The sequence below is a fragment of the Bacillus sp. NEB1478 genome (assembly GCF_031582965.1).
Classification (GTDB): Bacteria; Bacillota; Bacilli; order Bacillales; family Fictibacillaceae; genus Fictibacillus.
The window spans coordinates 1,941,471-1,967,816 of the sequence record NZ_CP134049.1; the positions used below are offsets into that span (position 1 = coordinate 1,941,471).

The following is a 26,346-nucleotide window of genomic DNA, read 5'->3' on the forward strand; positions in this document are numbered from 1 at the left end:
TCTCTTTTGATTAAATTAAGTCTCATTTTAATTAATTAAGTTTTTCTACAAATTTCGACAACCAGCTAAAAGAACATCAAAAATTCCGGATGGATAATTCAAGGTTCTTACTACACAAAAAAACCTCAAAAGCTCGCTATGAAGCGGTCTTTCAAGGCTTTTATTACAGTAATATTCAATTTAAGTTTATCTTTTTTAGCGGCTTTTTCGCGGGTCCTTCAACTACTGCTCCATCATAGGTAAAACGAGATCCATGGCATGGACAGTCCCAAGTACGATCACCACTGTTCCATTCAACTTCACAACCTAAATGAGTACATTTCGTATCGACTATGTGAAGTTCTCCATTAGCATCTCGAAAACCGCCGCATCTTTCTCCTTCTAAGGTTACTGAACCGCCTTCTCCCTTTTTAAGACTTTGTGGATGTTTGGCTGGTTTATCCAATTTACCTGACACAAAGTGTTTTGCTACATCAGCATTTTCTTTTATAAACTGTTTCAGATCTGATGGATCAGCTTGAAAACGTTGTGGTTTATATAATTCGGCATACTCATTTTCCCGATCTAAAATATAATCGCGAATAATATGGGCAGCTAAAGTTCCTGTTGTCATTCCCCATTTTTTAAATCCTGTAGCCACGAAAATATGATCATGTTTATGAGTGAGTTTTCCGATAAAAGGTACTTTATCGAGAGTTATGAGATCTTGTGCAGACCAGCGAGATAATACTCTTTCTACATTTAATGTTTTCTTGGCTTCTTTTAATAATGCCTCATAATGGAGGTGAGTCGGAATACCTTGCCCGGTTTGATGACTTTCGCCGCCTATGAGTACAATTTTTTCACCATCTTGTAATATGGTTCGATACGAGCGGACTGTATCATCAACACTTAAATACATCCCTTCAGGAAATTTATCTTTCGTTTTAACCGCTAAGACATAAGAACGTTCTGCCATCATTCTAGTGAAATAAAAGCCCATTCCATCAAAAAAAGGAAAGTGAGTGCAGCAAACAACGAAGTTAGCTTTTATTTCATGACCATTTTCGGTTATAACAGTCGCTTTTTTATCACTTTTGCTTTCTTGTATATCTGCTGCGGTAGTGTTTTCATACATTTTTACTCCAAGGTTTTCTAGTTCATTTACTAATGCTGTTAAATATTTTAGCGGGTGAAAATGTGCCTGGTTCCTCATAACGAGAGCTTTTTTATGTTGAATATCAAATGGAATGTTTTTAATTAAATCTCCATCTATCTCCAAATGTTCATATGCTAATGCTTCTTTTTCTAATTTTTTTACACCTTCTTCGGTATCGGCATAAAGATAAGCATCGTGAGGTTCATAGTTGCAATGTATGTTCTTTTCCTTAACCAGATCATGAATAAATCGACCAGCAAATTCATTGGATTGATAATATTTTTTCGCTCGGTCAATGCCGAGATGTGTGATGAGTTTACTGTAAATAAGACCATGCTGGGACGTAATTTTTGCCGTTGTATGTCCGGTTGTCCCGTTCATGATTTTCCCAGCATCGATCAGAATGACTTTCCGACCTTCTTTTGCAAGTAAATAAGCGGTTGTAATTCCTGAAATTCCAGCACCTACAACCACTACTTCTGATTCTTCATTTCTGGTTACTGATTGATATTTCGGCATTTCAATGTTTTGTCTCCATAAAGGTTCAGGAAATTGCGGTAAAACTTGATCATCGTGATTCAAAACAAAAGACCTCCTACTTTTTCACCTTATTTCTTCTCCATTATTCCCTAGAGGTATATGAAACAATCAAAAAAAGAAAAACAGGCTAAAAATCAGCCTGTTCTAGTGGGCTTATTCTGTTCGTTTTTGAAGTGCGTAACTGAAGTTGCCTGTGTAGTTATCTAAATGTCCGTCTTCTAACCAAATGGTCCGTTCAAATAACTTATTCATAAAATAGCGGTCATGTGTAACTGCTAGGATGGTACCATTAAATTCCTCAAGTGCTGATTCCAGCGCTTCACGAGATTCAATATCTAAATGATTTGTAGGTTCATCGAGAATGAGAAAGTTAAATCCTTCGTAAACAAGCTGAGCAAGTCTTAGTCGTGTTCGCTCTCCTCCGCTTAAATCTGCCCCTTTTTTATAAACAGCTGGACCGTAAAATAAGAATTTAGCAAGATGATGTCTCGCTTCTCCATCTTCCATAACTACTTTATCTTTAAAAATATCTAGAACTGATAAATTAGGAGGTGCATCAAGTCCTTTTTGTGACAAGTAGCCGATTGAAACGGAAGGTCCGAGTTTTATATGTCCGTTATTTACTGAGCCATCTTGCAGCATTTTAATTAGTGTTGTTTTTCCAGTTCCATTTTTTCCGACTAAAGCAATCTTCTCGCCAAATCTGATTTGAAGATTAATATTATTAAAAAGGATTCGGTCTTCTATTTGTTTAGTAACTTCTTCAAGAATGACGACATCTTGCCCGCTTCTTTTATTAACATTAAATTCGAAAGCTGCCTTTTTCTTATCGAGCAAAGGCCGTTTCATATTTTGAATACGATGCAAAGCTTTCTCCATATTTCTTGCTCTGCGAAAGAATTTTTCATTCCCAGAACGTGCTCCCCATTCTCTGAGCTGTTTAATAGATTCCTTGATTTTCTTGACTTTCTTCTGCTGTTCTTGGTATTTTTCGAATTCCAATAAAAGGTTTTTTTCTTTTTCCTTTATGAACTGTGAATAGGAACAACTGTAAGTAATGCATTCACCTTCATCAATATCGATTGTTTTGGTCGTTACTTGATCTAAGAAATATCGATCATGACTGATGATCAGAACTGCACCTTTATATTTTTGCAAGTAATTTTCCAACCAGTTTATCGTATCGACATCAAGATGGTTAGTAGGTTCATCGAGAAGAAGCAATTCAGGTTCTTTTAGCAGAAGACATGCTAACCCAACCTTTGTTTGTTCCCCTCCGCTTATATCTTTGAATAATTGATTGGACAAATGAGAGATTCCAAGGCCGCTCATTACACCGTTTATCTTGGAGTCAATAGCATATCCGCCTAAATCTTCATAGGTTTCTTGCAGTTTATATAATTTGTTTAAATTTTTCTCCAGTTTGTCTGATTGTGTTGGATCACTTATTAATAAAGTTACCTTTTGTATGTTTTGTTCGATTTCCCTTAATTGTTGGAAGGCAGCAGCAACTGTTTCATAAACAGTTGATTGCGGGTCGCAGTCCGGTATTTGTACAAGATATCCGACTCTAGCTTCTTTTTTAATAAAAATTGATCCTGAATCAGGTTGATCTGTTCCACTGATTAATTTAAACAACGTGGTTTTTCCGGAGCCATTTCGGCCAACGATTCCTATTCGGTCAGTTTCATGAATTTCAAAAGAAAGATTTTTTAGTATTTCATTTCCGCCGTACATTTTTTTTGTATTTTGAACAGTGCATATAATCATTTTTATGTTCTCCTTAATTATTATTTCCACTGTCCTTTTCCTGCATAAAAAACCCGTGAGCATATAACTTAGCCCACGGGTTTTCAGTCTAAATGAAAAAGGATAGGGTAAGGTCGCTTATCGATGTGAACTATTAAAATAACTGATTTTGGACAGACTAATCCAATTTTGAGAAAATACGTAAGTAATCGATCTGAAAACTACTAACCAGTTAAATAGTTGTACACCATTAAGCATTCCTTACACCTCCTTTAATTAGATTTAATAAATAATTTCCATTTTATTATATGACAGAATATTCAGTTGTGCAAATCAGGAAAAAAGTTGTAGTTGAATAAATGGAAAAGCAGGTATATTGTAGTTTATGTCGAAATACTTTTAAAATATTTCTATTATTCTGAAAAGGGTGTGTCACATGAAAGTTAAATCTAATTACCTAGTAAAATCTAAAGTAAAGTATGTAACAGAAAATATGTCGATTAGCGAGGCTCGTTTCACTATTATTCAATCGGGCTACCGCTGTATACCAGTATTGGACGAAAAAGAAGAGAAATTTGTAGGCTTGCTTTTTAAAGAGACGACATCCGACTATATTATAGAAAATGTTGGTTCTGTAAAGGACCATGTCAGCAGAATCGTTGAAGAAAAAGATGCTTTTATCCATGAGAATACACCTTATTTTAAAGTTTTATTCACAATAAGACGTCTTCCTTTTATGGCTGTCGTTGATGATAACCACCAATTCTTAGGAATTATTACCCATTCAAAGGTAATGGATATTTTGGAAGATTCTTATGGAATTAAAAAAGGCGGCTACTCCTTGACTGTTTCCACGACAGAAGGAAAAGGTTCCCTAAGAAAATTGTTTACGGTCATACCTGAAGAATACAATTTAGAAGGTGTATTTACACAGGACGCAGGAAAACAATTTCTCCGCAGGGTAGTTATTACGTTTAATGAAAGTGTTTCTCTTAAAGAGATTGAGTTGTTGGTGCATCGTATTGAAGCAAATGGATTTAAAGTAGCTGATATTGAGGATCTAAGAACTTTTGCAAGTGTTTAAATAGTGAAAAGACGTCCTTATCAAAAGGGCGTCTTTTTTGTTATTTTATTGATTTAAATCCAGAAATCAAAACTTCTAGCCCCCACTGAAATCTTTGAATCATATCCTGTTCTTTCTCAGGAGAATGAACGGAAGCTAATAACGGATATTTTTCTGCATCCTTAAAAGATTGCATCTTACTTAAATCGGTTAATTGATCTTGTTCACCAATTTTCACTTCGTCCATTACAAATGACAAGATGTAATTGTTAAATAGTGAAGCTGCGGATTGAATTTCCTCTTTAGGTATACCCGCCTTTATAAAAAGGCTGTAAACAAATTCGATAAGTGATAAACGATTCGGTGTAAATGGCGGTGTAATCATCATGATTTCAGCAGAATCTCTATAAGACAGCAAAACTTCCAAATAATTATTTGCTATGACTTTCAACCCTTTATCCCAAGTAAAAGGTTCTCCGGGATAAGATATCTTTTCTGTGATTCTCTCTGCTAACAACTGAAGCAATTCTGATTTGTTTTTAACATGCCAGTAAATGGATGATGCCTTTATTCCCAGTTGATCAGCTAATTTCCGCATGGATAAGGAATGTATTCCAGATTGATTCAGTAATTTCAGTGCTGCTTGAATGATATGCTCTTTATCTATTTGAATTTCCATGACTTAAATCGCTCCCAAAACATAATTATATTGACATTATACCATCTTCGGAATAAACTAACAGTGTTAGACTAACGGTGTTAGATAAATTTTCGGAGGTGTTTTTATATGCTTTTGTTAATAAATTTAATTGTTATGCCTCTTGTGCTTTTAGGTTTGCTTGCATTGTTCACTTGGATTGGCAAAAAGAGATCTGTAAAATTTAATCCAAAACAGAAGAATTTATGGTTAATAGCCCATATTTTCTTTGTTATTATTTATTTCGGAGGTCTGTTAACCACCCTCTTATTAGCCGTTTCTACCAAATTTACGCAAAGCCGTGAACTCATTTATGCTGCACACCTGTTCATTCAATATTCAGACTGGTTTTTAATCATACCAGGTGGAATAGGTACTTTCATAACTGGTATTTGGCTTGCAGTTCGTACACATTGGGGAGCTACAAAGCATTATTGGGTGCTTGTAAAATGGATTGGGAATGTTGTGGCAATCGTGTTTGGGGCTAATTTTATGAGAATGTGGATTCATGACCATTTTGAGGAAATCTTTTCAAATCCCGTTCATCCATTAGAAAATTCTTTTTATCTATCTAACTTGCAAGGATTATTTTTGGGGATAACTTTTAGCTTAGTTCTCCTATTATTTTTGGTAGTCATCTCCTACGTAAAACCATGGGGAAAAAGAAATCAAAAAAATAAGAAGGATATATCTATATAAAAAAGACGATAGCTCTATTGCTGTCGTCTTTTCATGTTTTGATTTGATTTATTTTACTTCTTGCGGGATTGATAAACTAAGCCCATTTGCAATTCTCATTCCATAGTCTGGATCTGCTTTATAGAAGTGGCCGATTTGACGTAATTTGATATTATCGCTTTCTACCGGTTCCATCGCACCAATGATCGTTGATACAAGACGGTCTTTTTCTTCTTCTGATAAAAGACGGTATAAATCACCAGCCTGTGTAAAGTGATCGTGGTGGTCATACGAAACACTTTCAGCAACTCCATCAACCGGATATGCCGCTTGTCTGTTTTCGGAAGATTCCATAGGTCCTTCAAAACTATTAGGTTCATAATAAACTGCAGAACCCCCGTTATGATCAAAACGCATCTGACCATCCCGCTGATAGTTATTCACTTCATTTCGCGAACGATTAATTGGCAGGGCTTGATGATTCGCCCCTACACGATACCGATGTGCATCATGATAAGCGAATAATCTGCCTTGCAGCATTTTATCTGGAGATACGTCGATTCCCGGTACTAATGTGCCAGGTGAAAACGTTGCCTGTTCAACTTCGGCAAAATAATTTTCAGGATTTTTATTTAAAACCATACGTCCCACTTCAATTAGCGGATAGTCTTTTTGTGACCAGACCTTAGTAACGTCAAACGGATCAAAACGATACGATTTCGCATCTTCTAGTGGCATAATTTGTACATATAATTTCCAAGCAGGAAAGTCGCCATTTTTGATTGCATGGAAAAGATCTTCTGTATGATAATCGGGGTTTTCACCTGCTAGTTTAGCAGCGAGTTCGTTTGATAAGTTTTTAACACCTTGTTCTGTTTTAAAATGATATTTCACCCAAACTCCATCTCCATCTGCATTAACCCATTTAAATGTATGACTGCCAAAACCATGCATATGGCGGAAAGTTGCTGGTATACCTCGATCAGACATAAGTATCGTTACTTGATGAAGGGATTCAGGAGATAATGACCAAAAGTCCCAAATTGCGTTCGGGTTTTTCAAGTGAGTTTGCGGGTGACGTTTTTGAGTATGAATGAAGTCCGGAAATTTAATTGCATCTCGTATGAAGAAAACAGGTGTGTTGTTTCCAACTAAGTCATAGTTCCCTTCTTCCGTGTAAAATTTCACAGCAAAACCCCGTGGATCACGTACGGTATCTGCTGAGCCATTCTCTCCAGCAACTGTAGAAAAACGAACAAATAATGGAGTACATTTTCCAACTTCAGATAAAAAGTGAGCTTTTGTATATTTTTTGACGTCATTCGTTACTTCAAAGTATCCATGGGCACCTGCACCTTTTGCATGTACAACTCGTTCAGGTACTCTTTCCCTATTGAAGTGTGCGAGTTTTTCTAATAGATGAACATCTTGAATTAATGTGGGTCCGCGTGATCCTGCAGTCATTGAATTCTGGTTATCCCCTACGGGTGCTCCCCAGCTTGTCGTCAAATGCTTCCTTTCATTAGTCATAAAACGTCACCTCATTAAAATAAATTATTGAACACCATTAATGATATCACTTCTCAATGGATAATCAATACTTTTTTATAATTATTATTATATGAAAAATGTTATAAAGTGTCGAATCATGACTTTTAAACATAAATAGGAGCTGACTTGTTTAAAGTCAGCTCCTATTGTAAATTATTTTTGCTGTTTATTTAACCATTGTTGATATTGAGTGATTGATTTCCTCTTCAATTGTTCCCTTATCACAGTGCGTGCGGCTTCCGATCCTATCAATTTTTTCAACAGTTTATTTTCATAAACAATAGAAAAACAGCGTTTTTTATGAATTCGATAGAGACTTAAGTTGATCATAAAATGCTGGATAGGATACAGCTACTGCTTCAGGATTTGTTAACCTAGTTTCACCTTTAGCTATGCAAGAAGCAATACTTAGCATCATACCAATTCTATGATCACCATAACTGTCAACTCGAGCGCCTTTTAAAGATGTTTTGCCATGAATAATCATTCCGTCTTCCGTTGCCTCTATGTTTGCACCCATTTTACTAAGTTCATCAACAACTGTTTGAATTCGATCTGTTTCTTTTACTCTCAACTCATGCGCATCTTGGATAATAGTTTTTCCTATAGCTTGAGTAGCAGCAAGTGCAATAATTGGTATCTCATCAATTAATCGCGGGATCAAATCACCTTTGATGATCGTGCCTTTTAATTCCGAGGTTTGAATAACAAGGTCACCATAAGGTTCGGAACTTTCACTGTTTACGTTTTCGAATTGTACCTTTGCCCCCATATTTTCTAATACATCAAGTATTCCTGTTCGGGTAGGATTAAGACCAACTTTTTTTAGCGTAATTATACTGTCTGGAATTATCGCCCCGGCAACTAAAAAAAATGCAGCTGATGATATGTCTCCTGGAACTTCGATATGTGTACCTTTTAATTGTTGTCCAGCTTTTACTGAAACTGTTAGTCCGTTTTGTTCAACATTACATCCAAAAGCTTCGAGCATACGTTCAGAATGATCTCTTGATTTTGCAGGTTCTGTCACAGACGTTACCCCTTCTGCATTTAGACCTGCAAGTAAAATAGCTGATTTGACTTGTGCACTGGCGATTTTTGAATGATAATCAATCCCTTTAGTGCTGCCGCCTGTAATTTGTAGCGGAACTTTATTTCCTTCGTCATTGCCCTCTATTTTGGCACCCATCTCATTTAGTGGCTGAGTTACTCGATTCATGGGTCTTTTGGCGATTGATTCATCTCCAGTTAACACTGATGCAAATGGAGTATTGGATAAAATGCCCATCAAAAGCCTGATGGTAGTCCCTGAATTCCCTACGTATAATTCCTCTTTTGATGGCTGTAAGCCTGAAAGCCCTTTTCCTTCTATTGTTACTTGTTCATTCGTTTGTTTTATACGAACACCGAGCTTTCTGAAACAAGAAATAGTACTTAAACAATCCTCGCCAGTCAAAAAACCGTTAATTGTAGTTGTTCCCTCAGCTATGGATCCGAACATGACAGCACGATGCGAGATCGATTTATCGCCAGGAACTTTAATTGTACCGTTTAAACTTTTAATGGGATTCAGTTGTTTTTCCAATTGCGGCCACCCTTTCTTATAAAGTAATATGTGCTAAATAATCTTCATTTTGTAATAATTGCTGTGCTAGATCCCTTTCTTCTTCACTTTGGAAACTGATTCTCAGAACACCGTTTAATCCTTCTCTGACTTCCAAAATGGATATGTTTATAATACTGATTTTAGCATCAGCCAAGATCTTAGTTACTTGAGAGAGAGTCCCTACTTTATCTAATATATCAACATACAAATCTGAAAATGGCTGAATAGCCCCTTTAGACCGCACCGGCAATCCATCCCGGAATTGTTTGGCACCGTTAAAGTAATCATAAAGTTCAGCCTGGCTGCCATTTTCAACGTAAGTGATAACTGTATCCATTTCTTCTTTCCATTCATGTAAAAGCGAAAGCAAATGGGCTTTGTTCTGGCTGACGATATCGCTCCACATTTTAGGAGAACTTGATGCAATTCTAGTAATATCACGAAACCCACCTGCTGCTAATTGCTGTACTAATGGGTTACCTTCAGAATGATTTTTTGCGAGTCTTACAAGACTTGAAGCAATCAAATGAGGAAAATGACTAACGATCCCTGTGAGAAAATCATGCTCTTCAGGTTTTATCGTCAAAAGCTTAGCCCTAGTCCCTTTTAGCCATTCTTTTGATTCATTCAATTTGCTTTCAGGTGTATTTGAAACAGGTGTTAACATATAGTAAGCATTTTCGAAAAGGTGTAATTTTGCACTTTCTACACCCGTTTTATGGGACCCTGCCATTGGGTGGCCACCGATGAAGGTAATCCCTTTCTTCGCTAGTTTTTCTGCTTTTTCCATTATTGTACTTTTGGTGCTGCCTACATCCATTATCAGTGCTTTGATTGCTGGAGTAATGGAACTAATAATGTCCATTATTCTTAATGTCTCTTCGACCGGTGTAGCAATAAGGATAAGATCTGCTGTTAAAGCATCTTGTTTCCAATCCGCAGAGATTTTATCAATAATACCTAATGAAACAGCTGTCTCACAATTTTTATTAACTACGTCATATCCATAAATGACAGCATTGTGCTCTTTTTTAATCGTTAATGAAATCGATCCGCCTATTAATCCTACTCCAATCAGTAATACATTTTTCATGGAAAAGCTCCTTCTTTACCTCTCTTGCAAAAATTCATTTAACTTTATTTCTAATTCATTTGTGGTAATGGTTGTTAAATAAGGTACACCAATGTCTTTTAAAAGAACCATATGAATGTTACCTTTAGTGGCCTTCTTGTCTTTTTTCATTCGTTCAATTAGTGAAGGGACCGATAGATGTTTTGGCAGTGCAGGATAACCAAGTTCTCTAAACCACACTTTCAGATCTTTACCAAGTTGAATCGTTTCTTCTTGAAGTGATAAAGCAAATAGCATTCCAAGCGCCACTGCTTCTCCATGAGTAATCCCTTTATAATGAAGTTCTGCTTCTATTGCATGGCCAAGTGTGTGCCCGAAATTCAAGTAGGCTCTTACACCTGTTTCCCTTTCATCTTCTGTTACAACTTCATTCTTTATCTGAATACCTCTTGTGAGAGATTTAAGTAAATGGTTCTGAGATAAGGAAAGAAATGAATACAAATTATCTCGAAGCCAATAATAAAATTCTTTGTCTGCGATTAACGAATGCTTAATAACTTCAGCGAAACCTGATCTAATTTCGTTTTCAGGCAATGAAGCAAGTAATTCTGTAGAATAGATCACTGCTTCCGGTTGATGAAAAACACCGATCATGTTTTTTCCTATAGGATGGTTGATGCCTGTTTTTCCACCTACTGCACTATCGTGAGCAAGAATAGTCGTTGGAATTTGTATGAACCTTATTCCTCTCATATATGTGCCTGCAACAAATCCTGCGATATCTCCTATCATTCCGCCTCCTAATGCAAGGATGACCGATGTACGGTCAAGTCCTTTTTCTAAGGCAATGCTTTGACAGGAATAATAATTATCGAAGGATTTTTCACCGTCTCCTGCTTTCAATTGGACAGAATAATATGAATAATGATTTTCTAATAATTTCTCCACGTCATTTAAATAAAGCTTTCCTACATTTTCATCTGTAATTATTAATATGTTTTTTGGAGAAGGGTCAAGTTCTTTTAAAATCGGCACTAATTGTGATATAGTGTTCTCTCCTAAATGAACAGGATAATTTTTTGATGGCGTTGTGATTGTAATGGTCTGCATTCTAAAACGTCCTAGCACGTTCTTGATGCTGTGTGATATTTTTCTTAATGGCTTCCATATTGTCTAAACCAAACTGTTCTACAACTGCTTTAGCAAGTTCCCATGCAACTACTGATTCTGCAACAACACTTGCTGCTGGAACCGCACAGCTGTCAGATCGTTCAATACTTGCTGCAAAAGCTTCTTTAGTTTCAATATCAACACTTTGCAACGGTTTGTATAAAGTTGGGATTGGCTTCATAACGCCCCTTACAACAACAGGCATCCCAGTTGTCATTCCACCTTCAAATCCACCAGCGTTATTTGATTTTCTCGTATAGCCATGTTCAATATCCCATTTAATTTCATCATGCACTTCACTGCCAGGTTTTCGCGCTGCTTCAAAGCCAATACCAATTTCAACACCTTTAAATGCATTGATGCTCATAACTGCTGCAGCTAATTTTGCGTCAAGTTTCTTGTCATAATGGGTATAGCTTCCGACACTGACTGGCATTCCTTCAGCAATTACTTCGACTACGCCTCCAATTGAATCCCCATTCTCTTTTGCGGTATCAATTGCTTCCATCATCTTTTTGCCAGCTTGCTCATCTAAACATCTTACTGGTGATTCTTCTGTAATACTGCGTAATTCGTTAATATTTTCATAATTCGTTTCATTAGCTTTAATACCGCCTATTTCGAGTACATGCCCTCCGATTTGAACACCGAGTTCACTTAAAATTTTCTTAGCAACTGCTCCTGCAGCAACTCTAACTGTAGTCTCTCTTGCTGATGAACGCTCCAGCACATTCCTCATATCTCTATGGTTATATTTAATTGCACCATTTAAGTCAGCATGACCTGGACGAGGACGCGATATCACCCGTTTCACTTCTGTTTGATCATCTTCTAAAGGTTCAGCACCCATGATTTTTGTCCAGTGAGTAAAATCCTTGTTCTCTACTGCAAGCGTAATGGGTGATCCTAAAGTTACACCATGCCTGACTCCACTTAAAATTTGTACCTGATCTTTTTCTATTTGCATTCTGCGGCCTCGGCCATGTCCTTTTTGTCTTCTAGCCAGCTCTTCGTTAATGTCTTCTGCTAAAAGAGGCAGTCCCGCAGGTACACCCTCAATAATTGTTGTTAATTGCGGACCATGTGATTCTCCTGCAGTTAAATATCTCATTTCACATTCCTCCTGTTTGAAAGTACAAAAAAATCCCTGCTAATAGCAGGGACGAATATATCGCGTTACCACCCTAACAGCAAAGCATAGGCTTTGCCACCTTCATTGAAATAACGGATAATCCGGCTTATATATAAGCAGCTCCAGAATTGTAATTCATGAAAGGTTATGTACTGATTCGCACCACCATCAGCTCTCTAAAACAGGGAACCCGTTCATTACTGTTTTTCTATCATAGCGTTTTAACGATATAAAGTTATAGACAGTTTTAACACGTTGAAGCGTTGTTGTAAAGAAATTTCAAACGCTTGTTTAAAAATTTACATTACACTACTATATTCGTCAATAAATAGAAAAAAGATTATGTAAAAAGTAAAAAAATTTAATTATGCCCTTGACTTTCTAACGAATACCCTTTAAAGTTACAAACAATACTTTATGAGATACACGCTTTAAAGCGCGAAAGTGCCCAGTTGATAATTTTGATAAATGCTAAGCCTATTTGCGACCGCTTTAATAGGATCTAAAAAACAGAGATATATTATGAGGAGGAAACGCTGTGTCAAACGAATTGGATGTATTAAGAACTCAAATGGATGATGTTACTCTTAAAATTTTAAAACTCTTAAATGAGCGCGGTGACATTGCTCAACAGATCGGTAAATTAAAAGAAATGCAAGGTGTTAAACGTTTTGACCCGGTAAGGGAAAGAAATCTTTTGGATTTAATCGCTTCTCATAATGATGGACCATTCGAAACATCGACGGTTCAGCATATTTTCAAACAAATCTTCAAAGCAAGTTTAGAACTTCAAAAAGATGATAACCGAAAAGCCTTACTCGTTTCCCGTAAAAAGAAACCTGAAGATACAATTGTTAATGTAAAAGGTGAAAAGATTGGTGACGGAAACCCTCACTTCATTATGGGACCATGTGCTGTTGAAAGCTACGAACAAGTAAAACAAGTCGCCGAAGTAATTGCTGGAAAAGGATTAACATTAATCCGCGGCGGTGCTTACAAGCCGCGTACTTCTCCATATGACTTCCAAGGACTCGGTCTTGAGGGTCTAAAGATTTTACGTAAAGTAGCCGATGAGCACCAGCTTGCAGTTGTTAGTGAAATTTTAAATCCAAATGATATTGAAACTGCACTTGATTATGTTGATGTAATCCAAATCGGCGCTCGTAACATGCAAAACTTCGATCTATTAAGAGCAGCGGGTTCTGTAAATAAACCTGTCCTTCTTAAACGTGGCCTCGCAGCAACAATCGAAGAATTCATGTACGCTGCTGAATACATTTTAGCACAAGGCAACAGCCAAATCATCCTTTGTGAACGTGGTATTCGTACTTATGAACGTGCTACGCGTAACACATTAGATATTTCTGCTGTTCCTATCTTAAAGAAAGAAACGCATCTTCCGGTTGTTGTAGACGTTACTCACTCAACAGGAAGAAAGGATCTACTCTTACCAGCTGCTAAAGCTGCAATGGCTATCGGCGCAGATGCTGTAATGGCTGAAGTACATCCAGATCCAGCAGTAGCATTATCTGATTCTGCTCAGCAAATGGATATCCCAGAGTTCCATGAGTTCATGGATGCATTATTGAGTAAAGAAAAGATGAAATACATTCACCAATAAACTGACAATTTCATTAATTTTTATAAAAAAAGACATGCTTCTATGCATGTCTTTTTTCTTTATTTATAAGGCTGCATGGGTTATAGACAGAAAATACTTAACTTTATTAATATTTCAACTTCTTAGAATTTCCTTGAAGTTGAATATTTAGTTAATTATAATTATTTGTGTTCGACAAAAAACGACAGGAGTGAAAACTATTGGAAGCAGCATTAACAGATGGAAAAACAACTAAAAAACATCCCCGTGGTTTATATCTCTTGTTCATTACAGAGATGTGGGAAAGATATAGTTATTATGGAATGCGAGCTGTATTAGTCCTCTACCTCACTACTGCCTTAGTTAGTGGCGGTCTCGGGATGGATCCTGCAAAAGCAATGATGTTATACGGGTTTTACACGGGTGCGGTCTACTTTACCCCTTTATTAGGAGGCTGGTTAACAGATAAGTTCATGGGACTTAGAACTGCCATTACAATTGGCGGTATTACAATGGCACTCGGTGATTTTTCAATGTTTGCCTTTGATTCAAAAACAGGGGTTTATCTTGGACTTTTCTTACTTATTATAGGTAACGGATTTTTCAAACCAAACATCTCTACGTTAGTTGGAGAATTGTACCCAGATCGAAATGACAAGCGCAAAGATGCGGCGTTCACCATTTTTTATATGGGAATAAATTTAGGTGCGTTTTTTGCTCCTCTTATCGCTGGTTATTTAGCTGAAGACTTATTCCATTTTACTGATACTGATGGAATCGAACATTTTGGATTTCAATATGCTTTTCTAGCCTCATCAATTGGTATGATGATTGGTCAAATTATCTTTAATGTTTTCAGTCGAAAATATTTAGGTGATACTGGAACAAAGCCGATGAGAGCCCAAACAGCTACACCTGAAGGGACAACGGAACCTTTAACAAAAAAGGAAAAGCAGCGTACACTTGGACTAATCTTAGTGGCATGTTTCGTCGTTTTCTTCTGGGCAGGTTTTGAACAAGCAGGAAGCTCATTTACGCTATATACTCAAAAATTTTAGATCGGAATGTTTTTGGCTATACAGTGCCAACTTCTTGGTTCCAATCCATTAATCCATTATTCATCATAATTTTAGCACCAATGCTCTCAGCTTTTTGGTATAGACTATCAAATACTCCTAGAGGAGACTTAAAAGCTACTACGAAAATGGCATTTGGAATGATTTTATTAGGATTAGGGTTTTTAGTACTCATTCCTGCAGTCCTGCAAACCGGCAGTGATGAATCTAACATTACCATTAAAGCAAACATGTTATTTATTATTGTGACTTATTTATTTCATACAATTGGTGAGCTTTTCTTATCGCCGGTTGGATTATCTTTAGTAAATAAAGTGTCTCCTGTAAAAATTGCATCTCTTATGATGGGAGTTTGGTTGTTTAGTTCAGCGGTTGCTAACTTTGTATCCGGAAAACTAGCAGCTCTCACCCACTCTCTTGGCTATTTGGAAATTTTCTTAGTTATTGGAGTAGCGGCTTTTGTATTGGGATTAATTCTTCTATTGGTATCTAAAAAACTCCATGGTATGCTTTTTAATGAAGAATGACAAAAAAAGACTGACCTTAAAGTATAAACTTTGAGGTCAGCCTTTTTTCTAGTTTTAAACAGGGAATGCCATTTAGGGATATGGCATTGACGTTTTTTGTAAGTTTATGTCAGTTCGGGAGTATATGAGTAAAATTCGGTGGAATATTGGTATTTCTCGGTGGTTTATAACCAAAACCTGTTGAATTATTTCCAATACTCGTTGGATTAGCGAGTCCTGACTTTTGATTTTTGTTTAACCTTCGAAATATTCTTTGTAGTACCCCCCTACTTTGCCTGAGTTATCAACAACAAAGTAGAACTCTTCCGTTTCATTTTTTAATTCATACATTTTACCAGCAGTTAATGCCCGGTCTACCATATATTTCTCTGCATTTGTATGTACGCATTTAATTTCTCTAATTGTCGGCCGCTCTGCCCATTCTAAATGAATCATAATCGGATCACTCCTGTTTCAATTTTGTCTTTTGTAGAACTTGTTCTATTCAAATTCTAATGTGGCAAAGGGTTCTATGTCAAATAAGGTAATTCATTAGTCTATTTCATAGCCAAAGTCACTTGAAAATGGTTACAATAATAATGAAATCAGACATCTATGAATGGAGAATGAAAATGAAAGCACTCGTATTTGATAAATTTGGCGGCTCAGATGTATTAAAATATCGTGAAATAGCAGATCCTTCTATTGGAACAGATGATCTTTTGTTAGAAATGAAAGCAATCGGTTTAAATTATGCAGACGTATATAGACGTAAAGGCAACTATCACTTAGAAGGTCAGCCACCTTACTTACTTGGTTATGAAGGTGCTGGTATCGTAAAACAAGTAGGAAAAAATGTACAGGATATCAAAATTGGTGATCGTATAGCGTTTGCGGATGTACCTTCAGCAAATGCCGAATTAGTCGTTGTTCCAAAAGAAAAGGCAATTCCCATTCCAGGTGGTGTTTCTTTTGAAGCAGCATCATCCCTCTTACTTCAAGGTCTTACTGCACATTATTTAACAAAAGATAGTTTTTCCATTAAGCAAAAAAGCCTTGCCGTCGTTCATGCTGCTGCAGGTGGTGTTGGCCAGATCCTTATTCAAATCATTAAGATATTAGGCGGCGATGTAATCGGTCTAACTTCCTCAGAAGATAAACGTGAAAAAGCCTTATCAGCTGGAGCCGATAAGGTTTTCCTTTATAAAGAAGAATGGAAAAAGGAAATTATGAAATACACATCAGAAAAAGGTGTAGATGTCGTATATGAATCAGTTGGTTCCACAATAATGGATAGTTTTGATGTTACCCGGGTAGGTGGGACTGTAGTGTTTTTTGGTATGGCAGGCGGAGATCCTGTTAAAATTGATCCTCGAATGCTGATGGACACCTCTAAAACCTTAACTGGCGGAGACCTTTGGAATGTACTGACATCACATGAGGAACGAGTAAAACGTTCTCAAGAATTGTTTGAGTGGGTAAAAAGCGGAAAATTAAATCTTTTGCATACTGTCTTCCCATTAAAAGATGGTGGAGCAGCACATGATTATATAGAAAGCAGAAAAAGCACAGGGAAAATATTGCTTATTCCTTAAACAAGGATTATAGGATTCTTTGAGTGAAAAAAGCGATAAAAAGAAGAATAAAGCGGCTGGATTTTAGCCGCTTCATTTAATTGAACTTACCCTTTAACTAACAGTTCTTCACGTGCCTGTTTTGTAGCTTTTACCATTACTTCTAATGCTTTAATCGTTTCTTCTATTCTCCTGGTTTTTAAGCCGCAATCAGGGTTGATCCAAAATAATTTTGGATCCAGCACTTGAATTGCACGGCTGACATTTTTTTGTAGTTCGTCCAGTCTCGGAACGCGTGCGCTATGGATATCATATACTCCAAGACCAATACCACTATCATAAGAGATTTCTTTAAATGCGTTAATTAGTTCTCCATGACTTCTCGAAGTTTCTATAGAAATCACATCTGCATCTAAGGCTTTAATTGATTCGATAATATCTTCAAAATCTGAATAACACATATGAGTATGAATTTGTGTGTCATTCTTTACTGACGAAGTGCAAAGTTTGAAGGCATTAACAGCTGCATTAAGATAACTTTCCCATTTTTGACGTTTCAAAGGTAAGCCTTCTCTTAGTGCTGGTTCATCGACTTGAATCATTCGTACACCGTTTTCTTCAAGTATTTTAACTTCTTTTCGAAGAGCTAGTCCAATCTGATTAGCTACATCATATCTTGGTAGATCGTCGCGAACGAACGACCAGTTCAAAATAGTAATAGGTCCGGTTAACATTCCTTTTACAGGCTTATTTGTTAAAGATTGAGCATACAATGTTTCCTTGGTTGTCATAGCTTTATGATAATAAACATCTCCATAAATGAGTGGTGGTTTTACGCATCGCGACCCATAAGATTGCACCCAGCCATTTTTCGTAAATTGGAATCCGCCTAATTTCTCTCCGAAGTATTCAACCATATCTGTACGTTCGAATTCTCCATGTACAAAAACATCAAGTCCTATATCTTCTTGGATTTTTATCCACTTTTCGATTTCTAATTTTATATATTCGTCATATTTATTTTGGGACAACTCCCCTTTTCTCCACTTAAGCCGCTGTTTTCTAAGTTCTGAAGTTTGCGGGAAACTTCCAATTGTTGTGGTGGGGAGAATCGGTAATTGAAGTGCTTTACTTTGAATCTCATTACGTATATGAAAAGGAACATCACGCTCTACCGAATATGTATCAATGTTTTCCATAGCCTCTGAAATGAGATGATCATTTCTAAAGGATGAACGGTTTAATTCAGAAATAGCTTTGGCACTTGCTTCCGCTTCTTTCAGAATGGATTTTCTCCCGTTATTTAATCCATTTGTCAGCAAATTAATTTCATGTAATTTTTCATCTGCGAAAGATACTGCTTCTTTTATGATATCCTCAATGCTTTTTTCATTTTTAATAGTCACAGGAACATGCATTAAACTAGATGAAGGCTGAATTATTAGACGGTCTTTTGAGACAGCTTCACATAAGTCTTCTAAAAAGGAATACTTATCATTAAGATTTGCTTTCCATATATTTCGCCCATCAATTATGCCGGCAGCAAGTACTTTATTTTTCGGAAAACCATATCTTTTTAACGCCATAAGATTTTCACCTTGATCATTAACAAAATCGAGTCCTATTCCTTGTACAGGAAGTCTCATTACAGCTTCATAGTGCTCTATACTATCAAAATAAGTCTGTAGTATTAATTTTAAATGCGGTGCTGCATCATGAAGGGTTTGATAAACATCCTCAAATATCGTAAATTCTTCTTTAGTAAGGGTTGTAGATAAAATCGGTTCATCCATTTGAACCCATTCGGCACCTTCATTCTCCAATTCACTCAATATTTGAGAATATAGTGGTACTAGCTGGTTTATTGTGTCTTTTGTGTCTCTTTCTAAATAGCCTTTTGATAGCTTTACAAAAGTAATGGGACCAAGAAGGACTGGCTTCCCATTGATATTTAATCTTTCTTTGGCTTCCCTAAAATATTGAAGCGGCAGGTTTTCTGTCAGTTGTGGTTCTCTATCTCCTATTTCTGGAACGATGTAATGATAGTTTGTGTTAAACCATTTTGTCATTTCAGAAGCTACTGCATCCTTTGTTCCTCGTGCAATATCAAAATAAGTCTCAATAGGTACAATACCACCATCATAAGAAAAACGTTTTGGTACAAGTCCGAACATAGTAGCCGTATCGAGTACATGATCATATAAACTGAAGTCTCCAACAGGTATTAAGTTAATTCCGAAATCTTTTTGCTTTTTTAAATGCGTTAGACGTATTTCCGTTAATTGTTTTAAGAATTCCTCTTTTTCAAGCTTGCCAGACCAAAACTGTTCCAGTGCTTTTTTCCATTCACGATTCTCTCCAATTCTTGGATACCCCAAGTTTGAACATTTCACCTGATTCATCTCATTCACACTCCTTTTTATGTGTCTCAACAAAAAAATCCCTCTTTCAAGTCAGAAAGAGAGATTTATTACGTAATATTAACTAGAGTTGAGACCATCAATCATTCTCAACACATATCTCACTCCCCTCTATATCCACGTAGAGTATAAGCGTGTACAACAAGGCAGGTATCCTGACTTAAGTTCATTGCATTTTATGACCTTCCCATTTTCAAGCAAAACAGTGGTTTCTAATAAAATGCTCACTATTACAGTGGCGGGACCGCGCCGGAATCTCACCGGTCTTCCCTTTTAAGCTGAGTGAAAAAATCACGCAGCACCTGTTGTATATATAAAATTTTAAATAAATTCGTTTTTTTAATATAATTTAGAATTTAATAGACATCTTAGCATGCGAATTTAGCACTGTCAAAAAGAAAAACCATCACATTATATACTTGCAAAACTCAAATAAGTTTTAATTTTCCGGTTGTAAAACTCAAGTGACTTATTTGCAAAATGCAAATACAGTTGCAAAAAAAAAGCCCTGGACGTCTATTAAGACGTACAGGACTAAAGTTAATCAACCTTCTAATAACAATGATTCCGGATCTTCTAAAAGATTTTTAACTGTTGAAAGGAAGCTTACTGCTTCTTTTCCATCAACAATTCGGTGATCATAAGAAAGAGCAATATACATCATTGGACGGTTTTCCATGCGCTCTTTATCAATAGCGACAGGTCTCCATTGAATCGTATGCATTCCTAAAATACCAACTTGAGGCGCATTTAAAATAGGTGTTGAAAGCATAGAACCAAATATACCGCCGTTAGTAATTGTGAATGATCCGCCTTGAAGTTCTTCAAGAGTTAATTTCTTAGAACGGGCTTTTTGTGCAAGATCTCCAATTTCTTTTTCGATTGCAGCAAAGCTCATACGATCGGCATTACGTACAACAGGTACAACTAGTCCTTCTTCGGCACCTACAGCAATACCAATATCATAAAATTTCTTCAAGACCATTTCGTCGCCTTGGATTTCTGCATTTACAGCAGGGAATTTTTTAAGTGCTCCTACAACAGCTTTCGTAAAGAACGACATATAACCTAATTTAACACCATTTTGTTCAAAGAACTTGTCTTTTCTGCGAGCACGAACTTCATTGATCGCAGTCATATCTACTTCGTTAAATGTTGTTAGCATTGCAGCCGTTTGCTGTGCTTCAACTAGACGTTTAGCGATCGTTTGGCGTCTGCGTGACATTTTCACACGTTCAACAGGTTTGTCCGGATTTACTGGTTCAGCAGCTTTTGTTTGCTGTGCTGCTGGCTTAGAAGTGCTTGGAGCGGATTTTTCACTTGGACTTTCAGAATGACGCTTTACGTCTTCTGTACGAACTCGTCCAAGTGGATCACGAGTAGAAACTTCTGTAAGATCGATTCCTTTTTCTCTTGCAAGTTTACGAGCTGCTGGAGATGCGATCGGACGATCAGCAGCTTTAGTTTCTTCTGTTTCTTCCTTTGCAGCAGTTGGTTCTTGTTTTTGAGCAGCTTCTTCTTTCGGCTGTGCTTCGGTTTTTTCTTCTGAAGTACTTTCAGTCTCAGCTGCTCCGCTATCAGCGATCATAGCGATTACGTCTCCAACTGATACAGTGTCGCCAGGCTGAACTTGAATGCTTTTTAGAACTCCATCTCGTTCTGCACTTATTTCGATGTTGACTTTGTCCGTTTCTAATTCGACTAAGTCTTCACCTTTAACAACTGCTTCACCTTCTTTTTTTAGCCACTGTGCAACTGTACCTTCTGAAATTGATTCGGCTAATTCCGGAACTTTAACTTCAAACATGTTCACGGCCTCCCTCTCGCGATTGAATGTCTATTGCTAACGATGTTTGGATGATTTGTTCTTGTTCTTTTTTATAAATGTCAGGCTCTCCGCCAGCGGTACTTGAACGTTCTTGTCGGCCAATATAAGAAACATGTACACCATTTGGCGCTACAGCACGAAGTTTAGGTTCAATGTAAAGCCAAGATCCCATATTTTTAGGTTCTTCTTGGACCCAGATCAAATCTTCTACATTCGGGTATTCTTTTAAAAGTGCATTCATTTCTTCTTCCGGGAACGGATAGATTTGTTCTACACGAACAATATGCAATTCTGTTCTTTCGATTTGATCCTGCTCTAGTGCTTTTTCAAGATCAATCGCAATTTTACCAGAACATAACAAGATTTTTTTCACTTTCTCTTTTTCCTTGCCAAGACCCTGCTGCTCAAATAATGGTTTGAAATGGTCATTTTCAAAGTTTTCAGCAACAGATGCGACTTTCGCATCACGAAGTAAACTCTTAGGAGTCATTACAACTAATGGACGTACTTCATCCATTGAAAGAAGCTTCGCTTGACGTCTTAAAAGATGGAAATATTGAGATGCAGTAGTTACGTTTGCAACAGTCCAGTTGTTTTCCGCACCTAGCTGCAAGAAACGTTCTAAGCGGGCACTTGAATGCTCAGGCCCTTGTCCTTCATATCCATGTGGTAAAAGAAGAACCATTCCCGATTTTTGTCCCCATTTCGCACGACCTGCTGAGAGGAACTGGTCGAACAATACTTGTGATACGTTAGCGAAGTCACCATATTGAGCTTCCCATATTACAAGGGTCTCTGGTGCAAAAACGTTATATCCGTATTCAAAGCCAACTACTGAAGATTCAGAGAGCGGGCTGTTATGAATAGCAAATGATACATTAATATCGTCTATACCATGAAGCGGCGAGAATTTTTTACCGTTTTCGCTGTCATTGAGTACAAGATGTCTCTGTGCAAACGTTCCGCGCTCAGAATCTTGACCTGTAATTCGAATCGGTGTTCCATCTTTTAATATGGATGCAAATGCTAGAGATTCTGCCATTCCCCAATCAATTTTTTCATCTTGAAATGCTTTGCGTCTGCGTTCTAGAATTCGCTTGATTTTAGGATATACATTAAAGTTTTCTGGCCAAGTCAACATCTTTTCCGTTAATTCCTGAAGTTCAGATACTGGCATTGTGGTATCGATATCAGGAAGTGCTTTTGATAATGGTTCTGGAAGTCTAGTATCTTCTAATCTGAACTTTTCTTTTCTGCCTTGAACTTTATCATATTCTGTTTGATGCTTCGATAACACTTCATCTTCAATGGATTTAACTTTTTCTTCTGTTAATGAGCCATCTTTCACAAGCTGCTGCGCGTATAAAGTACGAACTGTCGCATGACTGTTTACTTGTTTGTAAAGCTTTGGCTGAGTTGCAGAAGGATCATCCATTTCGTTATGTCCAAAACGTCGGTAGCCGATAAGGTCAATTAAAACGTCTTTTTGGAAACGTTTACGATATGCATAAGCTAGACGAACTGCCGCAATACATGCTTCAGGATCATCTGCATTTACATGAATGATAGGAATTTCAAAACCTTTTGCAAGGTCACTCGCATATTTCGTTGAACGAGAGTCGCTGCTGTCTGTCGTGAAGCCGATCAAGTTATTTGCAATGATATGAAGTGTCCCGCCTGTTTGATAACCTTTTAAACGGCTTAAGTTAAGCGTCTCTGCAACGATTCCTTCACCAGGGAATGCTGCATCACCATGGATAAGGATTGCTAAAGCTTTAGAAGTATCTTGTACTGGATAGCCTTTGCTGTCTCGCTTTTCTTGCGCAGCTCTTGTATATCCTTCTACTACTGGGTCTACGTATTCTAAATGACTAGGATTGTTAGCCAATGAGATTTTAATTTTTTGTGCTTTGGCAGCTTCGATCGTACGGCTAGCTCCTAAGTGATACTTAACGTCACCAGTCCATCCAAAATTGATTCCTCTTGAACCTTCTGAAGGAACAAGTTCTTTGTTCGGTGAATGGTGGAATTCAGAAAAGATTAATTCCAGCGGTTTACCGAGAACATGTGCTAAGACATTAAGACGTCCACGGTGAGCCATCCCGATAAGTGCGTGTTCGGCACCATCTCGAGCTCCTTCTTTTGCTGCTTCGTCCAACATAGGTACAAGCATATCTACGCCTTCAATTGAAAAACGCTTTTGACCAACAAATGTTTTATGAAGGAATTTTTCAAATCCTTCCACTTCCGAAAGTCTGTAAAGCAGTTCTTTCTTCTCGTCAGCTGAAAAATCAGGATAATGTTGACTCGTTTCTACCATTGTGTTCAGCCATTGGCGTTCTTCAGTTTCATGGACATGGCTAAACTCATAAGAAATGTTTTTTGTGTACACTTCCTGGAGCATTTGAATCGCTTCCCACCCGTTGTTCACTGAGGATGGCGCTTCTTTCCAAATAAAGGAAGGTGGTATCGCTTTCAAATCTTCAATAGTTAAGTCGAATTCTTTCGGGTCAATATGGTGAATGTCTTTTGGAAATTCTCCAACTGGATATACGTTAGCTGCTAAATGTCCGTATGTGCGTATGTTTTCCGCAAGCTTATAGGCCGCTGCTAATTTTTCTAAATTCATTCCATCAAGATTCTGTGCAGCAGGTTCTTGAGCTGAACCTTCACTTGGAGCTCCCCAAGCATCAAACTTTTCTTTGAATGAACTGTCAACAGATTCCGGATCCACTCTATATTGGTCATATAGTTCAAGGACATAAGCCAGATTTGGACCATTCAGTCCTTGCCAAGGATTTTCTGATTTGGAACGTTGATGACTCATCTTTTGTTCCCTCCTGCTTCCTTTTGTGAGTATTGTGCTGTTGCTGTTAACAGGTGATTCATGATGATAACGTCCTTAAATTTTTCCCTATTTAAAGCGCTGTCAAACAATGAACGGAAAGAACCTTATCCTGGATAAGGTTTCATCTGTAAGCAATGGTCAATTGCCATTATACTATATTTTCGCAGAAAGTGAATTTTGTTTTTTACGATTTATAAGATAATTTGCCCATTTTGTTTTACTTATAGTAAATATAAGGAGTGCCACCCAAATTAAAGTAAAGGAAATTAAATGAATGACCGAAAAAGTTTCGTGATAAAGGAATACACCGAGAAGCAGCATAATCGTTGGAGCAATGTATTGCAGGAAACCAGTCATGGTCATCGTGATCCTCTTAACGCCTTGTGCAAAACATATTAGCGGGACGGCAGTTACTAGTCCAGCTCCCCATAATAAAATGGTTGTATTCAATCCTCCCATTATGAAAGAACCTGTACCACTCCATTCGATAATTGCTAAATAAATAAACGCTAAAGGCACAACGAACATCGTTTCAAATGTTAATCCAGTTAAAGAGTCAAAACTCCCTAACTTCTTTGCAAGTCCGTATAAGCCAAAAGAGAGAGCTAATGATACAGCTACCCAAGGAAATTTTCCGTATTGCCAAGTTAATAAGAAAACACCGCAAGCAGCGATTACAAATGAAGTAAGCTGCCAGCTGTTTAGTCGTTCATTTAGTACGAGCATTCCTAAAACGACATTCACAAGAGGATTAATATAATAACCTAAGCTAGCTTCGACTACATGGTTAGCATTTACAGCCCAAATGTACAAAAGCCAATTTCCGCTTATTAATAATGAAGCAATAAAAACGGAAAGAAATTGTTTTTTACTCGAAAAAAGCAGAATAAAATCTCTCTTAAGACCTTTTGTTCTTTTTAATAAAAACATTACGGCTACCATTAATACGAATGACCAAAAGATCCGATGTGCTAATATTTCTCCAGACCCTACCATATTCAATGGCTTCCAATAAAGCGGTAGGAATCCCCATATTAAATAAGAGATCGCAGCATACCATATTCCTTTTGTTTGTTCATTTAATGTTTTCATCGATTTCCCTCGATTCCGATTGGGTTTAAGATTATAAGATTATATAACGGAATGTTAGGAATTTACCAGAAAAGTAAACTGAAAACATTAGGATCTTAAAATTTCTTTATGAATGGTAGTAAAGTAAGTATCCCACCGCTCTTTAATTAAATCATCAGTTAAACCGCCTATTCCAAAATCAACCCATGGTTCATAAACACCCGGGTCCGGGAGACTGTCCAATAAAGTTATGAAATCCCAATAGGATTGATCAGGAATCTCTATTTGTGAACTTTCTTTATAATAGTTTAAAAATAAAGCAGCCTCATCAACTCCATAAAGCAATGCAAGATTTAATCGGCAATGCCCGATATCGACTTCCTTTGGACCATAGCAAGCATTTGGCCAATCAACAATACCGGTTGCCTTTCCGTTTTCCCACATAACATTAACCGGGTGGAAGTCTCTATGAATAAATCCTGAATTGAAGTGAGGGGTATAAGATTTTACTAGTTCAAGTGTTTCTTTAAACTCATTTGTATGTCTAGACCAAGATGGAATGGTTATGGAATCAATTTTATTATAAGGATAATAGCTCCAAGGAAATGGCTTGTGGCTGGCTGTTCTATGAAAATCAGCCAGTAAATTTGCCAACTCCTTAAGCCATTGAGATTTATCGTTTTTGGGCAAGATGATCTCTCCAGGAAGATAGCTCATTAATACAGCAGGATACTGTGTAATATCATTGTTATACGTATATGCAAATAGAGATGGAGTGTTAATGCAGCTTTCCTCTGCTGTTTGTAATGAAAATGCCTCATGTTTAGCAAGATCTGGTTCACGGTTGTTCCAATCATGATTTGTATAAAATCGAATGACGGCTTTCTTTTTATTGTTATCTGTTATCAAAAAGAGTTTGGATGAAGTAGCTCCTTTAAGCTGCTCTATATAATTCACATCTGAAAGAACAGAATGTCTAATAATCCAATTTGATAATTTAGGAGACCAGTTAATTTCTTTCATAATT

Annotated in this window: 18 protein-coding genes, 1 pseudogene, 1 riboswitch and 1 other annotated feature; of the genes and pseudogenes, 5 read left to right on the forward strand and 14 right to left on the reverse strand. The window is 37.1% G+C overall.

The annotated features are described in order from the left end of the window. Positions 1-175: 175 nt before the first annotated feature. Both RGB74_RS09555 and abc-f read right to left on the reverse strand, forming a co-directional pair. The gene (locus RGB74_RS09555) at positions 176-1,657 is read right to left on the reverse strand and encodes an FAD-dependent oxidoreductase (protein WP_310762834.1); all 1,482 of its coding nucleotides are present in this window, start codon (positions 1,655-1,657) and stop codon (positions 176-178) included. A 174-nt stretch (positions 1,658-1,831) separates the two neighbouring features. After that, positions 1,832-3,448 (reverse strand): ribosomal protection-like ABC-F family protein, encoded by a 1,617-nt coding sequence (gene abc-f / locus RGB74_RS09560; protein WP_310762757.1) that lies wholly within the window; start codon positions 3,446-3,448, stop codon positions 1,832-1,834. A 415-nt stretch (positions 3,449-3,863) separates the two neighbouring features. Here abc-f and cbpA point away from each other — a divergent pair, with 415 nt between their 5' ends. Beyond that, positions 3,864-4,511 (forward strand): cyclic di-AMP binding protein CbpA, encoded by a 648-nt coding sequence (gene cbpA / locus RGB74_RS09565; protein WP_310762758.1) that lies wholly within the window; start codon positions 3,864-3,866, stop codon positions 4,509-4,511. A 40-nt stretch (positions 4,512-4,551) separates the two neighbouring features. On the opposite strand, the gene RGB74_RS09570 is transcribed toward cbpA, so the two are convergent. Continuing rightward, a complete protein-coding gene (locus tag RGB74_RS09570; RefSeq protein WP_310762759.1) occupies positions 4,552-5,169 on the reverse strand; it encodes a TetR/AcrR family transcriptional regulator C-terminal domain-containing protein in 618 nt (205 codons plus the stop codon). A gap of 108 nt (positions 5,170-5,277) precedes the next feature. Between RGB74_RS09570 and RGB74_RS09575 the strand changes: the two genes are divergently transcribed. After that, a complete protein-coding gene (locus RGB74_RS09575) occupies positions 5,278-5,886 on the forward strand; it encodes a DUF2269 domain-containing protein (RefSeq protein WP_310762760.1) in 609 nt (202 codons plus the stop codon). Between the two features lie 48 nt (positions 5,887-5,934). On the opposite strand, the gene katA is transcribed toward RGB74_RS09575, so the two are convergent. The 5 genes from katA to aroC all read right to left on the reverse strand — a co-directional run bounded on the left by katA (position 5,935) and on the right by aroC (position 12,375). Then, the gene (gene katA, locus RGB74_RS09580; RefSeq protein ID WP_310762761.1) at positions 5,935-7,395 is read right to left on the reverse strand and encodes a catalase KatA; all 1,461 of its coding nucleotides are present in this window, start codon (positions 7,393-7,395) and stop codon (positions 5,935-5,937) included. 319 nt (positions 7,396-7,714) lie between these two features. After that, on the reverse strand, positions 7,715-9,001 hold the full coding sequence (aroA, locus tag RGB74_RS09585; RefSeq protein WP_310762762.1) for a 3-phosphoshikimate 1-carboxyvinyltransferase: 1,287 nt from the start codon (positions 8,999-9,001) through the stop codon (positions 7,715-7,717). Between the two features lie 16 nt (positions 9,002-9,017). Then, positions 9,018-10,115, reverse strand: coding sequence for a prephenate dehydrogenase (locus tag RGB74_RS09590; protein WP_310762763.1), 1,098 nt, complete (start codon positions 10,113-10,115; stop codon positions 9,018-9,020). Between the two features lie 15 nt (positions 10,116-10,130). Next, on the reverse strand, positions 10,131-11,204 hold the full coding sequence (aroB, locus tag RGB74_RS09595; RefSeq protein WP_310762764.1) for a 3-dehydroquinate synthase: 1,074 nt from the start codon (positions 11,202-11,204) through the stop codon (positions 10,131-10,133). A 1-nt stretch (position 11,205) separates the two neighbouring features. Beyond that, on the reverse strand, positions 11,206-12,375 hold the full coding sequence (gene aroC / locus RGB74_RS09600; RefSeq protein WP_310762765.1) for a chorismate synthase: 1,170 nt from the start codon (positions 12,373-12,375) through the stop codon (positions 11,206-11,208). Between the two features lie 44 nt (positions 12,376-12,419). Continuing rightward, positions 12,420-12,620 (reverse strand) — a binding site (T-box leader). 314 nt (positions 12,621-12,934) lie between these two features. Here aroC and RGB74_RS09605 point away from each other — a divergent pair. Together RGB74_RS09605 and RGB74_RS09610 are read left to right on the forward strand one after the other, a co-directional pair. After that, positions 12,935-14,017 (forward strand): bifunctional 3-deoxy-7-phosphoheptulonate synthase/chorismate mutase, encoded by a 1,083-nt coding sequence (locus RGB74_RS09605; RefSeq protein ID WP_310762766.1) that lies wholly within the window; start codon positions 12,935-12,937, stop codon positions 14,015-14,017. Between the two features lie 200 nt (positions 14,018-14,217). Continuing rightward, positions 14,218-15,599 (forward strand): annotated as a pseudogene (locus RGB74_RS09610) (peptide MFS transporter). A 234-nt stretch (positions 15,600-15,833) separates the two neighbouring features. On the opposite strand, the gene RGB74_RS09615 reads toward RGB74_RS09610, so the two are convergent. After that, positions 15,834-16,034 carry a DUF6501 family protein gene (locus RGB74_RS09615; protein ID WP_310762767.1) on the reverse strand — a complete coding sequence of 67 codons (201 nt, stop codon included), beginning with the start codon at positions 16,032-16,034 and terminating at the stop codon, positions 15,834-15,836. Between the two features lie 176 nt (positions 16,035-16,210). On the opposite strand from RGB74_RS09615, the gene RGB74_RS09620 reads away from it, so the two are divergent. Further along, on the forward strand, positions 16,211-17,173 hold the full coding sequence (locus tag RGB74_RS09620; RefSeq protein ID WP_396136043.1) for a quinone oxidoreductase family protein: 963 nt from the start codon (positions 16,211-16,213) through the stop codon (positions 17,171-17,173). 86 nt (positions 17,174-17,259) lie between these two features. On the opposite strand, the gene metE is transcribed toward RGB74_RS09620, so the two are convergent. The 5 genes from metE to RGB74_RS09645 all read right to left on the reverse strand — a co-directional run bounded on the left by metE (position 17,260) and on the right by RGB74_RS09645 (position 26,342). Continuing rightward, a complete protein-coding gene (gene metE, locus RGB74_RS09625; protein ID WP_310762768.1) occupies positions 17,260-19,554 on the reverse strand; it encodes a 5-methyltetrahydropteroyltriglutamate--homocysteine S-methyltransferase in 2,295 nt (764 codons plus the stop codon). Positions 19,555-19,699: 145 nt separating this feature from the next. Further along, a riboswitch (cobalamin riboswitch) is annotated at positions 19,700-19,893 on the reverse strand. Positions 19,894-20,116: 223 nt separating this feature from the next. Beyond that, positions 20,117-21,379, reverse strand: coding sequence for a 2-oxoglutarate dehydrogenase complex dihydrolipoyllysine-residue succinyltransferase (odhB, locus tag RGB74_RS09630; RefSeq protein ID WP_310762769.1), 1,263 nt, complete (start codon positions 21,377-21,379; stop codon positions 20,117-20,119). Continuing rightward, positions 21,372-24,227, reverse strand: coding sequence for a 2-oxoglutarate dehydrogenase E1 component (locus RGB74_RS09635; RefSeq protein WP_310762770.1), 2,856 nt, complete (start codon positions 24,225-24,227; stop codon positions 21,372-21,374). The genes odhB and RGB74_RS09635 overlap by 8 nt, the downstream gene beginning before the upstream one ends. Before the next feature lie 174 nt (positions 24,228-24,401). Continuing rightward, positions 24,402-25,340, reverse strand: a complete 939-nt coding sequence (gene rarD / locus RGB74_RS09640; protein WP_310759105.1) for an EamA family transporter RarD — start codon at positions 25,338-25,340, stop codon at positions 24,402-24,404. Between the two features lie 87 nt (positions 25,341-25,427). Continuing rightward, the gene (locus RGB74_RS09645; RefSeq protein WP_310759106.1) at positions 25,428-26,342 is read right to left on the reverse strand and encodes an aminoglycoside phosphotransferase family protein; all 915 of its coding nucleotides are present in this window, start codon (positions 26,340-26,342) and stop codon (positions 25,428-25,430) included. Positions 26,343-26,346 lie beyond the last annotated feature (4 nt).

Bases quoted from the DNA above. Each gene is read 5' to 3' on its own strand.
- RGB74_RS09615 (WP_310762767.1), bottom strand. From the start codon at position 16,034: ATGATTCATTTAGAATGGGCAGAGCGGCCGACAATTAGAGAAATTAAA.
- RGB74_RS09570 (WP_310762759.1), bottom strand. From the start codon at position 5,169: ATGGAAATTCAAATAGATAAAGAGCATATCATTCAAGCAGCACTGAAA.
- katA (WP_310762761.1), bottom strand. From the start codon at position 7,395: ATGACTAATGAAAGGAAGCATTTGACGACAAGCTGGGGAGCACCCGTA.
- metE (WP_310762768.1), bottom strand. From the start codon at position 19,554: ATGAATCAGGTGAAATGTTCAAACTTGGGGTATCCAAGAATTGGAGAG.
- rarD (WP_310759105.1), bottom strand. From the start codon at position 25,340: ATGAAAACATTAAATGAACAAACAAAAGGAATATGGTATGCTGCGATC.
- RGB74_RS09635 (WP_310762770.1), bottom strand. From the start codon at position 24,227: ATGAGTCATCAACGTTCCAAATCAGAAAATCCTTGGCAAGGACTGAAT.
- aroB (WP_310762764.1), bottom strand. From the start codon at position 11,204: ATGCAGACCATTACAATCACAACGCCATCAAAAAATTATCCTGTTCAT.
- RGB74_RS09620 (WP_396136043.1), top strand. From the start codon at position 16,211: ATGAAAGCACTCGTATTTGATAAATTTGGCGGCTCAGATGTATTAAAA.
- cbpA (WP_310762758.1), top strand. From the start codon at position 3,864: ATGAAAGTTAAATCTAATTACCTAGTAAAATCTAAAGTAAAGTATGTA.
- odhB (WP_310762769.1), bottom strand. From the start codon at position 21,379: ATGTTTGAAGTTAAAGTTCCGGAATTAGCCGAATCAATTTCAGAAGGT.
- RGB74_RS09555 (WP_310762834.1), bottom strand. From the start codon at position 1,657: ATGCCGAAATATCAATCAGTAACCAGAAATGAAGAATCAGAAGTAGTG.
- RGB74_RS09590 (WP_310762763.1), bottom strand. From the start codon at position 10,115: ATGAAAAATGTATTACTGATTGGAGTAGGATTAATAGGCGGATCGATT.
- RGB74_RS09645 (WP_310759106.1), bottom strand. From the start codon at position 26,342: ATGAAAGAAATTAACTGGTCTCCTAAATTATCAAATTGGATTATTAGA.
- RGB74_RS09575 (WP_310762760.1), top strand. From the start codon at position 5,278: ATGCTTTTGTTAATAAATTTAATTGTTATGCCTCTTGTGCTTTTAGGT.
- aroC (WP_310762765.1), bottom strand. From the start codon at position 12,375: ATGAGATATTTAACTGCAGGAGAATCACATGGTCCGCAATTAACAACA.
- abc-f (WP_310762757.1), bottom strand. From the start codon at position 3,448: ATGATTATATGCACTGTTCAAAATACAAAAAAAATGTACGGCGGAAAT.